Here is a 10632-nt window from a genome sequence, read left to right as displayed (position 1 = left end):
GCGTCACGTGTTATTCGGTTTCCAGATCGATATCGATGCCGAGGGAACGAATTTCTTTGATCAACACGTTGAAAGACTCGGGCATGCCCGGCTCCATACGGTGATCGCCGTCCACGATGTTTTTGTACATCTTGGTCCGACCGTTCACATCGTCCGACTTCACTGTGAGCATTTCTTGCAGAGTGTAAGCAGCACCGTATGCTTCCAGTGCCCAGACCTCCATCTCCCCGAAACGCTGACCACCGAACTGAGCCTTACCACCCAGCGGCTGCTGGGTAACCAGGCTGTACGAACCGGTAGAACGAGCGTGCATCTTGTCGTCTACCAAGTGGTTCAGCTTCAGCATGTACATGTAGCCAACAGTAACCGGGCGCTCAAACTTGTTGCCGGTACGGCCGTCGAACAGCTGCATCTGGCCGCTTTCTGGCAGGTCTGCCAGTTTCAGCATGGCCTTGATTTCGCTTTCCTTGGCACCGTCGAACACCGGGGTAGCCATTGGAACGCCGCCGCGCAGGTTCTTCGCCAGATCCAGGATTTCCTGGTCGGAGAAGGTGTCCAGCTCTTCGTTGCGACCGCCGATCTCGTTGTAGATCTCGTGCAGGAACTTACGCAGGTCTGCGACCTTGCGCTGCTCTTCGATCATACGGTTGATCTTCTCGCCCAGACCTTTGGCCGCGAGGCCCAGGTGGGTTTCAAGGATCTGACCAACGTTCATACGCGAAGGTACGCCCAACGGGTTGAGGACGACGTCGACCGGGGTGCCATTGGCATCGTGCGGCATGTCTTCAACCGGCATGATCACGGAGACCACACCTTTGTTACCGTGACGACCGGCCATCTTGTCGCCCGGCTGGATGCGGCGACGGATTGCCAGGTAAACCTTGACGATTTTCAGCACGCCTGGAGCCAGGTCATCGCCCTGCTGCAGTTTGCGCTTCTTGTCTTCGAACTTGTCGTCCAGCAGACGGCGACGATCGACGATGTAGGCCTGGGCCTTCTCGAGCTGCTCGTTCAGAGCATCTTCAGCCATGCGCAGTTTGAACCACTGGCCGTGCTCAAGACCGTCGAGTACTTCGTCGGTGATGTCCTGACCTTTCTTCAGACCTGCGCCGCCTTCAGCCTTGTGGCCTACCAGGGCGGAACGCAGACGTTCGAAGGTCGCGCCTTCAACGATACGGAACTCTTCGTTCAGGTCCTTGCGGATCTCGTCGAGCTGGGTCTTCTCGATGGACAGTGCACGAGCATCACGCTCAACGCCGTCACGGGTGAAGACCTGTACGTCGATGACAGTACCCTTGGTACCGGTAGGTACACGCAGGGAAGTGTCTTTAACGTCGCTGGCTTTTTCACCAAAGATGGCACGCAACAGCTTCTCTTCCGGAGTCAGCTGGGTCTCGCCTTTCGGAGTGACCTTACCGACCAAGATGTCGCCTGCGCCAACTTCAGCACCTACGTAAACGATACCGGCTTCGTCCAGCTTGTTCAGTGCAGCTTCACCCACGTTCGGGATGTCTGCAGTGATTTCCTCTGGCCCAAGCTTGGTGTCACGGGCCACACAGGTCAGTTCCTGAATGTGGATCGTGGTGAAGCGATCTTCTTGAACAACACGCTCGGACAGGCAGATGGAGTCTTCGAAGTTGAAGCCGTTCCATGCCATGAACGCGATGCGCATGTTCTGACCCAGTGCCAGTTCACCCATGTCGGTGGACGGGCCGTCGGCCATGATGTCGCTGCGCTGAACGCGATCACCCTTGCTCACCAGCGGACGCTGGTTGATGCAGGTGTTCTGGTTCGAGCGGGTGTATTTGGTCAGGTTGTAGATGTCGACACCGGCTTCGCCAGTTTCAACTTCGTCATCGGCAACACGAACCACGATACGGCTGGCGTCAACGGAGTCGATCACGCCGCCACGACGAGCCACGACGCAAACGCCGGAGTCACGGGCTACGTTACGCTCCATGCCGGTACCTACCAGCGGCTTGTCAGCGCGCAGGGTCGGTACAGCTTGACGCTGCATGTTGGAACCCATCAACGCACGGTTGGCGTCATCGTGCTCCAGGAACGGGATCAGCGACGCTGCAACCGATACTACCTGCTTCGGCGAAACGTCCATCAAGGTGACGTCTTCCGGCGCCTTGACGGTGAACTCGTTCAAGTGACGAACAGCTACCAGCTCGTCGATCAGGACTTTCTTGTCGTTCATCGTGGCCGAAGCCTGAGCGATCACGTGATCAGCTTCTTCGATGGCGGACAGGAACACGATCTCGTCGGTGACCAGTGCGTCTTTCACCACACGGTACGGGCTCTCGAGGAAGCCGTACTGGTTGGTGCGCGCATAGGCGGCCAGGGAGTTGATCAGGCCGATGTTCGGACCTTCCGGCGTTTCAATCGGGCATACACGACCGTAGTGAGTCGGGTGTACGTCACGAACTTCAAAGCCTGCACGTTCACGAGTCAGACCGCCCGGGCCCAGTGCGGAAACACGGCGCTTGTGGGTGATCTCGGAGAGCGGGTTGTTCTGGTCCATGAACTGCGAGAGCTGGCTGGAACCGAAGAACTCTTTCACCGCCGCAGCCACTGGCTTGGCGTTGATCAGGTCTTGCGGCATCAGGCCTTCGCTTTCGGCCATCGACAGACGCTCTTTGACCGCACGCTCAACACGTACCAGGCCAACGCGGAACTGGTTCTCGGCCATTTCGCCTACGCAGCGAACACGACGGTTACCCAGGTGGTCGATGTCATCGACGATGCCTTTGCCGTTACGGATGTCGACCAGGGTCTTCAGTACCGCGACAATGTCTTCCTTGCACAGCACACCCGAACCTTCGATCTCGGTACGACCGATACGACGGTTGAACTTCATCCGGCCGACCGCAGACAGGTCATAGCGCTCAGGACTGAAGAACAGGTTGTTGAACAGGGTCTCGGCAGCGTCTTTGGTTGGTGGCTCGCCAGGACGCATCATGCGATAGATCTCGACCAGCGCTTCCAATTGGTTGCTGGTGGAGTCGATCTTCAGGGTGTCGGAGACGAACGGGCCGCAGTCGATGTCGTTGGTGTACAGGGTCTCGATGCGAACAACCTGGGACTTGGCGATTTTCGCCAGGATCTCGGTGTTCAGCTCGGTGTTGCATTCAGCCAGGATTTCGCCGGTGGCCGGGTGCACGATGACCTTGGCGGTGGTGCGACCCAGGACGTAGTCCAGAGGCACTTCCAGCGTCTTGATACCGGCTTTTTCGATCTGGTTGATGTGGCGCGCGGTAATACGGCGGCCGGCTTCAACGATGACCTTGCCTTTGTCGTCCTGGATGTCCAGAACGGCAATCTCACCACGCAGGCGCTGAGGCACCAGCTCCAGGCTGAGGGTTTCGCCGCTCAGGTGGAATACGTTAGTGGTGTAGAAAGCGTCCAGCACTTGCTCAGTGGTATAGCCGAGCGCGCGCAGCAGTACCGAGGCCGGCAGCTTGCGACGACGGTCGATACGCACGAACACGCAGTCTTTCGGGTCGAACTCGAAGTCCAACCACGAACCGCGGTACGGAATGATCCGCGCGGAGTACAGGAGCTTGCCGGAGCTGTGCGTCTTGCCGCGGTCGTGGTCGAAGAACACGCCCGGGGAACGGTGCAGCTGGGAAACGATAACGCGCTCGGTACCGTTGATAACGAAGGTACCGTTCTCAGTCATCAGGGGGATTTCACCCATGTAGACTTCTTGCTCTTTGATGTCCTTGATCGCTTTGTTCGACGACTCTTTGTCGAAGATGATCAGACGGACTTTTACCCGCAAAGGTACGGCGTACGTAACACCGCGCAACACGCATTCTTTGACATCAAATGCCGGTTCGCCCAGGCGATAACCGACGTACTCCAGCGCAGCATTGCCGGAGTAGCTGATGATCGGGAAAACGGATTTGAAGGCCGCATGCAGGCCCACGTCGCGGAACTGATCTTTGGTCGCTCCCGCCTGCAAGAATTCACGATACGAATCCAGCTGGATAGCCAGAAGGTACGGGACATCCATGACGTCCGGCAACTTGCTAAAGTCCTTGCGGATACGTTTTTTCTCAGTATATGAGTAAGCCATCAGCGTTCCCCAGCTTGGTCACCTGCTTGTTTGGCCCCTCCCGACGGGAGCAGCCAGAAAATCTTGCAAACCCCATGGTTTGCGCCACCGCATCGGGTGGTTACAGCGCGTTATAGGCGACGACCGAGTCGATTGCCAATAACGGAAAAAGGCCGGTGGCAAGAGCCACCAGCCATCAGCCTTCAGCTTAACGCTTGGGCTGGAGACGCAAGGTCGATGCTTACTTCAGCTCGACTTTAGCGCCTGCTTCTTCCAGCACTGCTTTAGCTTTGTCAGCTGCGTCTTTCGACACTGCTTCCAGAACCTGGGCAGGGGCGCCGTCAACTACTGCCTTGGCTTCTTTCAGGCCCAGACCGGTCAGTTCACGTACTGCCTTGATCACGTTTACTTTCTTCTCGCCAGCTTCCAGCAGCATGACGTTGAATTCGGTTTGCTCTTCAGCAGCAACAGCGGCAACAGCTGGGCCAGCCGAAGCAGCGGCAGCGGAAACACCGAATTTTTCTTCGAAAGCTTTGATCAGCTCAACAACCTGCAGAACCGACATTTCAGCTACGGCGTTGAGGATATCGTCTTGGGAGATAGACATTGCTGTAATTCCTGAATTGGGGGACGGCCTACGCGGCCATCGAAATAAACAAAAATACGCGAGAGGAGATGCTCAGCCTTAGGCTGCGGCAGCTTCTTTTTGCTCGCGAACTGCGGCCAGAGTACGAGCCAACTTGCTGGTAGCGCCTTGAATCACGCTCATCAGCTGAGAAATAGCTTCGTTACGGGTCGGCAGTGTTGCCAGTACGTCGATTTGGTTAGCTGCGAGGAACTTGCCCTCGAACGCAGCTGCCTTGATCTCGAACTTATCCTGACCCTTGGCGAATTCCTTGAACAAACGGGCAGCAGCGCCAGGATGTTCCTTGGAGAACGCAATCAGGGTCGGGCCGGTGAACACGTCGTTGAGGACACTGTATTCAGTGTCAGCAACAGCGCGCTTGAGCAGGGTGTTACGTACAACACGTACGTATACGCCAGCTTCACGAGCCTCTTTACGGAGTCCGGTCATAGCGCCTACTGTCACACCACGGGCATCAGCCACGACAGCGGACAGAGCAGCTTTGGCAGCCTCGTTGACTTCAGCGACGATGGCCTTCTTGTCTTCGAGATTAATTGCCACGGGTTTAACTCCTGCTTGTTACCGTTTCATCTGGCCTGGGCCGGATGTCGTTTTGGTGTCTGATTCGGTAAGGAACCGGGAGCACCATCTGCGTAGGCTTGTGGTTTAAGACTTGCGTCGCCTACGGTCTTGGATAGCCCCCGCCAGGCAGGGACCCCAATCTTTCAATTGGCGCAATTACTTGCGCCAATTTGTGTCTTATACGTCCAGCGAGCCTTGGTCGATGACCAGACCTGGGCCCATAGTGGTGCTCAGGGTAACGCGCTTGACGTAGATACCTTTCGAGGAAGCTGGCTTGATACGCTTCAGATCAGCGATCAGGGCTTCAACGTTTTCCTTCAGCTTGACGGCATCAAAGCCGACTTTGCCAACGGAGGTGTGAATGATGCCGTTTTTGTCGGTGCGATAACGAACCTGACCAGCCTTGGCGTTTTTAACCGCGGTAGCTACGTCTGGAGTCACGGTGCCGACTTTAGGGTTAGGCATCAGGCCACGTGGACCCAGGATCTGACCCAACTGACCTACAACGCGCATTGCATCCGGGGAAGCAATTACGACGTCATAGTTCAGGTCGCCGCCTTTCATTTCGGCAGCCAGGTCGTCCATGCCAACGCGATCGGCGCCGGCGGCCAGAGCAGCTTCAGCTGCTGGGCCTTGGGTGAAGACAGCTACACGTACGGTCTTGCCAGTACCGTGTGGCAGCACAGTAGCGCTACGAACGACCTGGTCGGATTTACGTGGGTCAACGCCCAGGTTTACAGCAACGTCAACAGACTCGCTGAACTTGACAGTCGACAGCTCGGTCAGCAGAGCAGCAGCGTCTACAAAATTGTAGGACTTGCCCGCTTCGATTTTGCCGGCGATAGCCTTTTGGCGCTTGGTCAGCTTAGCCATTACACACCCTCCACGTTAAGGCCCATGCTACGAGCAGAACCGGCGATGGTACGCACGGCTGCATCCATATCAGCTGCAGTCAGATCCGCGTTTTTGGTTTTCGCGATTTCTTCCAGCTGAGCACGGGTCACGGTGCCAACCTTAACGGTGTTAGGACGAGCGGAACCGCTAGTCAGACCAGCAGCTTTCTTCAACAGAACCGAAGCCGGGGTCGACTTGGTTTCGAAGGTGAAGCTACGGTCGCTGTATACAGTGATGATCACTGGAGTCGGCAGACCTGGCTCAATACCCTGAGTACGGGCGTTGAAGGCCTTGCAGAATTCCATGATGTTCACGCCGTGCTGACCCAGAGCTGGACCAACAGGTGGGCTTGGGTTGGCCTGAGCGGCCTTCACTTGCAGCTTGATGTAAGCGGTAATCTTCTTGGCCATGAGGCACTCCAATTACGGGTTCGAACGCCTCGAAAGGCTCCCCGGTTACTTGCGCGTTTATCCCAGTGACGACAAAACCCCACAGCCTAAGGCTGCGGGGTTGGGATGCTTGCTCAGCTAGACTTTTTCGACCTGGCTGAACTCTAGCTCTACCGGAGTAGAGCGACCGAAAATGAGCACTGCCACTTGGATCCGGCTCTTTTCGTAGTTAACTTCTTCGACGGTGCCGTTAAAATCAGCGAACGGACCATCTGTGACACGAACAACCTCACCCGGCTCGAACAACGTCTTCGGCTTGGGCTTGTCGCTACCATCAGCAACGCGACGCAGAATTGCTTCTGCTTCTTTGTCAGTGATCGGAGCAGGCTTATCGGCGGTACCGCCGATGAAACCCATGACGCGAGGAGTGTCCTTGACCAAGTGCCAAGTACCCTCATTCATGTCCATTTGAACCAGCACGTAGCCAGGGAAGAACTTACGTTCGCTTTTGCGTTTCTGGCCATTACGCATTTCAACCACTTCTTCAGTGGGAACCAGAATTTCGCCGAAGCCATCTTCCATGCCTGCCAGCTTTACGCGCTCTAGCAAAGAGCGCATGACATGCTTCTCGTAACCCGAGTAAGCATGCACAACGTACCAACGCTTAGCCACGGGACACCCTTAGCCAACAATCAAGGAAACAAGCCAGCCGAGCAGGGAGTCAAGCCCCCACAACAGCAACGCCATAACCAGAACAACAGCTACCACGATCAACGTGGTCTGCGTGGTTTCTTGGCGAGTCGGCCAAACGACTTTACGGATCTCGGTACGAGCTTCCTTCACCAGGACCGCAAACGACTTGCCTTTTGCAGTCTGCAGGCCAACAAAGGCAGCAACAGCAGCAAGGGCGAGCAATGCGAGGACACGGTACAGGATTGGCGACCCAGAGTAGTACTGGTTGCCAACAACGCCTACAACCACAACAGCGACTACTACAAGCCACTTGAGCAGATCGAAGCGAGAGCCTTGAGCTTCAGCTTTAGGAGTCATCTATGAAGATCCTGTGAAAAGAAAGCCAGACACACCAAGTGAATCTGGCAGGTCAGGAGGGAATCGAACCCCCAACCTACGGTTTTGGAGACCGTCGCTCTGCCAATTGAGCTACTGACCTAAAACAAAATCAGGCCGACAATTATGCCGATCTGAAAAAGACTTTACAACAACAAACCCCTGCAGACCTGAAACCCACCCAAACAAAACAGCGAGAGAGGGCATATTCAACCGGAGGTAGCTGTTAAAACAAAGGCAGATATTTTCATATCTGCCTTGTTATATGGAGCTCTTGAGCGGATTTGAACCGCTGACCTCACCCTTACCAAGGGTGTGCTCTACCAACTGAGCTACAAGAGCGAAACAACTTGCACAACCTGCAAACTTGGAGCGGGTAGCGGGAATCGAACCCGCATCATCAGCTTGGAAGGCTGAGGTTCTACCACTAAACTATACCCGCGGAGCTTGCAGCTCACGCTAAAATGGTGGAGGGGGAAGGATTCGAACCTTCGAAGTCGTAGACGTCAGATTTACAGTCTGATCCCTTTGGCCGCTCGGGAACCCCTCCTAAGCGAGCCGGCATTCTACATCATGCCAGCCTTCTGTCAAGCATTTTCTCATTAAAAAATATGAGGTTAGCTGCGTTGACCTTCACTTCACCCTGTCGACCTAGAAGGTCTTCACTGCGAAGCGGGCGCCATTCTATGCAAACTATTCGAAGGTTGCAATGCCTTCGCACGGCATTATTTTATGTTTTAACTCATTGAATTCATTAGCAAGGTTTTCAAAGGGCAGATCATCGGCCAGACGCCTGCTTTCAGGGGCCACTCGCAGCCAGTATCCCGACGCATCAGGCAGGTTCAGAGACTGCAGCCTGACCTTGATATCCAGGCTGGTGAGGCGCTGCTCAACGGACTGAGCCTCTTTCTGATCAGGCAAACCGCCGATATACAAGCACGTCGCCTGCGCATCAGGCGCTTTTGCCCTGTCTCGCCGAACCATCGCATCAGCCGATTCGCTCAACAGGCGGATATCTTGCTGAGAACCACGATAGAGAGCCAAAGGCGTGACATCTTTAGCGCGCAGAGGGGCCTCCTGCTGATGCCAGATGTAATAGAAGACATTGAGGACCAGCAAAAGCAGAAACAGCCAACGCATAAAAACCTCAGGACAAAGGGCACGCCATCGCCAAGCCAACAAAAACCAGATCAGGGACAAGCCTACCGTGAGGCACAGCGTCAGCCACGAGCTCAGCGTCCCCACCGGTAAGGAAGACGGTAAAATCGCTCCCCCAATAGCTTCGAGCCAACTCCAGCTGGGTCAACACAAAGCCCCTCAGCATGAGCGTACAGCCGCGTTCTACCGCCTCCACAGTTGTGCGCCCTGGAGACAGCGCCTCAAGAGCCCGTTCAGCGGCGATATCGTCATAGCGTATTTTGCGGGTATGTGTTCGAAGCTGATTACGCATCAGCGGCATCCCCGGACAAATGAAACCGCCGAGATGCTCACCGTCTGCGGAAATGAAGTCTGCTGTTGCGGCGGTGCCAAAATCGAGCACCAGGCACGCGCCCGACGCCAGCTGAAACCCACCCAGCATCGCGAGCCAACGATCCAGTCCCAGGCGCTCGAAATCTTCGTACCCGTTCCGCACCCCACCCATCTGCCTCGCCGAAGCAGCACACAGCACCTTGACGCCAAATGCCTCGACCAGGGTAGCGACCAGTTGACTTGTCTCATCCGAAGCGCGAACACTCACCAGCCGGCAGTCTTTTAACGCGAGCCCCGGGAGCGCGAACAGGCTGTCGATCAGCGAGGCATCCGACCCAACGACACCTTCGGCAAAGATACGAGCCTTATCCGACTCAAGTACCCGCCATTTGATAAAGCTATTCCCACAGTCGAGCTCAAGAATCATCACGCAACCTCAGGCTTAGCTCACCACCGCTATATACTTTCTCAACACCATCCACGCTCAACCGCAATGCACCTTGCCCATCGACCCCCAGCACCACGCCGTCAATCTGGTTCACGCCCGCGATGAGCGATACAGGCCGGCCCTGCCATAAATGGCTTTGCTCCCACTCACCCTGAATTGCCGAAAAGCCAGATGCCTGGTGACGCTCAAGATACGCCTGCAGCTGCACTCCAAGACGCGCTACCAGGTAGTTGCGATCAACAGCACTGCCGCTCTCCAACTGTACGGAGCTCCATTGCTGATCGACCTCATCCGCCTTCTGCATGTTCACGTTGATGCCGATACCAATAACGACGTGACAGACGTCAGCGGGATCCCCGACCAGTTCCAGGAGAATTCCGGCGATCTTTTTCTGCCCGACCAAAACGTCATTTGGCCACTTCAACCCCGCACCACGAACACCCGCGTCGCGCAGCGCCTGCATAACTGCAAGTCCGACCACCAGGCTTAGCCCTTCCAACTGACGCATGCCGCCTTCGATCCGCATCACAAGGCTGTAGTAGACGTTTTGAGCGAAAGGACTGACCCACTTTCGTCCGCGCCTTCCCCTGCCTGCAGTTTGCTGTTCTGAAAGCACAAGAAATGGCGCAGTGCGACCCGATTCAATCAGCCGCAATGCCTCGGCATTGGTAGAGTCAATGGAGTCAAAGATATGAACAGGCCATGCAGGAACAGGTACATGCCGAGCTATTTCATCGGCACTTAACAGTATCAGGGGCGCAGCCAACTGATACCCCCTGCCGCGCACTTTATGGATAGGTAGACCCAATTCCGCCTCGAGATGCTGAAGCTGCTTCCATACAGCACTGCGACTGACACCCAAGGCAGCACCGAGCGCCTCCCCGGAGTGGAATCGACCATCTTTTAGAAGTTTCAACAACGTCAGCATGCAGGTCTCGCCTCACAATGAGGCACGCATGATAGCCATGCATTAGGCCATTGCATAGAAAGGCAGGACGTTAGCATTGAAGATGCTTGAAATTCGACCGCCCAAATTTTCCGACCGCCCAAAACAAAACCCCTGATTGCGTTAGCAATCAGGGGTTCTGGAATT

Annotated in this window: 10 protein-coding genes and 4 tRNA genes; all 14 read right to left on the bottom strand. The window is 55.7% G+C overall.

Annotated features, from left to right (window positions below):
- Positions 1-10: 10 nt before the first annotated feature.
- The gene (gene rpoB / locus HX811_RS09465; RefSeq protein ID WP_177045684.1) at positions 11-4084 is read right to left on the bottom strand and encodes a DNA-directed RNA polymerase subunit beta; all 4074 of its coding nucleotides are present in this window, start codon (positions 4082-4084) and stop codon (positions 11-13) included.
- A gap of 220 nt (positions 4085-4304) precedes the next feature.
- Positions 4305-4670, bottom strand: a complete 366-nt coding sequence (gene rplL / locus HX811_RS09460) for a 50S ribosomal protein L7/L12 (RefSeq protein ID WP_003210093.1) — start codon at positions 4668-4670, stop codon at positions 4305-4307.
- 78 nt (positions 4671-4748) lie between these two features.
- A complete protein-coding gene (gene rplJ, locus HX811_RS09455) occupies positions 4749-5249 on the bottom strand; it encodes a 50S ribosomal protein L10 (RefSeq protein ID WP_177045681.1) in 501 nt (166 codons plus the stop codon).
- Between the two features lie 198 nt (positions 5250-5447).
- Positions 5448-6143 (bottom strand): 50S ribosomal protein L1, encoded by a 696-nt coding sequence (gene rplA / locus HX811_RS09450; RefSeq protein WP_003176434.1) that lies wholly within the window; start codon positions 6141-6143, stop codon positions 5448-5450.
- Positions 6143-6574: a 50S ribosomal protein L11 gene (gene rplK / locus HX811_RS09445; protein WP_003210097.1), complete on the bottom strand. Its 432-nt coding sequence runs from the start codon at positions 6572-6574 to the stop codon at positions 6143-6145. Before rplK ends, rplA begins: the two co-directional genes overlap by 1 nt.
- Positions 6575-6691: 117 nt before the next feature.
- Entirely contained in the window at positions 6692-7225 is a 534-nt protein-coding gene (gene nusG, locus HX811_RS09440; RefSeq protein WP_003176436.1) for a transcription termination/antitermination protein NusG, read from the bottom strand.
- A 9-nt stretch (positions 7226-7234) separates the two neighbouring features.
- Positions 7235-7603 carry a preprotein translocase subunit SecE gene (secE, locus tag HX811_RS09435; protein ID WP_003210099.1) on the bottom strand — a complete coding sequence of 123 codons (369 nt, stop codon included), beginning with the start codon at positions 7601-7603 and terminating at the stop codon, positions 7235-7237.
- Between the two features lie 45 nt (positions 7604-7648).
- A tRNA-Trp gene (locus HX811_RS09430) sits at positions 7649-7724 on the bottom strand.
- Between the two features lie 163 nt (positions 7725-7887).
- Positions 7888-7963, bottom strand: a tRNA-Thr gene (locus HX811_RS09425).
- Positions 7964-7989: 26 nt separating this feature from the next.
- Positions 7990-8063 (bottom strand) — tRNA-Gly (locus HX811_RS09420).
- A 23-nt stretch (positions 8064-8086) separates the two neighbouring features.
- Positions 8087-8171: transfer RNA gene (locus tag HX811_RS09415), tRNA-Tyr, on the bottom strand.
- A 143-nt stretch (positions 8172-8314) separates the two neighbouring features.
- On the bottom strand, positions 8315-8761 hold the full coding sequence (locus HX811_RS09410; RefSeq protein ID WP_087692334.1) for a hypothetical protein: 447 nt from the start codon (positions 8759-8761) through the stop codon (positions 8315-8317).
- 7 nt (positions 8762-8768) lie between these two features.
- Positions 8769-9518, bottom strand: coding sequence for a pantothenate kinase (locus HX811_RS09405; protein ID WP_008436414.1), 750 nt, complete (start codon positions 9516-9518; stop codon positions 8769-8771).
- On the bottom strand, positions 9508-10467 hold the full coding sequence (gene birA, locus HX811_RS09400) for a bifunctional biotin--[acetyl-CoA-carboxylase] ligase/biotin operon repressor BirA (RefSeq protein WP_177045680.1): 960 nt from the start codon (positions 10465-10467) through the stop codon (positions 9508-9510). Before birA ends, HX811_RS09405 begins: the two co-directional genes overlap by 11 nt.
- Positions 10468-10632 lie beyond the last annotated feature (165 nt).

Source organism: Pseudomonas sp. F8002 (assembly GCF_013385495.1).
GTDB lineage: Bacteria > Pseudomonadota > Gammaproteobacteria > Pseudomonadales > Pseudomonadaceae > Aquipseudomonas.
The sequence above is the reverse complement of the archived record's forward strand: the minus strand, read 5'-3'. Positions and strand labels throughout refer to the sequence as shown.

Coding starts and splice junctions, on each gene's coding strand:
- rpoB (WP_177045684.1), bottom strand. CDS start 4,084: ATGGCTTACTCATATACTGAGAAAAAACGTATCCGCAAGGACTTTAGC.
- rplL (WP_003210093.1), bottom strand. CDS start 4,670: ATGTCTATCTCCCAAGACGATATCCTCAACGCCGTAGCTGAAATGTCG.
- rplA (WP_003176434.1), bottom strand. CDS start 6,143: ATGGCTAAGCTGACCAAGCGCCAAAAGGCTATCGCCGGCAAAATCGAA.
- rplK (WP_003210097.1), bottom strand. CDS start 6,574: ATGGCCAAGAAGATTACCGCTTACATCAAGCTGCAAGTGAAGGCCGCT.
- secE (WP_003210099.1), bottom strand. CDS start 7,603: ATGACTCCTAAAGCTGAAGCTCAAGGCTCTCGCTTCGATCTGCTCAAG.
- HX811_RS09410 (WP_087692334.1), bottom strand. CDS start 8,761: ATGCGTTGGCTGTTTCTGCTTTTGCTGGTCCTCAATGTCTTCTATTAC.
- HX811_RS09405 (WP_008436414.1), bottom strand. CDS start 9,518: ATGATTCTTGAGCTCGACTGTGGGAATAGCTTTATCAAATGGCGGGTA.
- birA (WP_177045680.1), bottom strand. CDS start 10,467: ATGCTGACGTTGTTGAAACTTCTAAAAGATGGTCGATTCCACTCCGGG.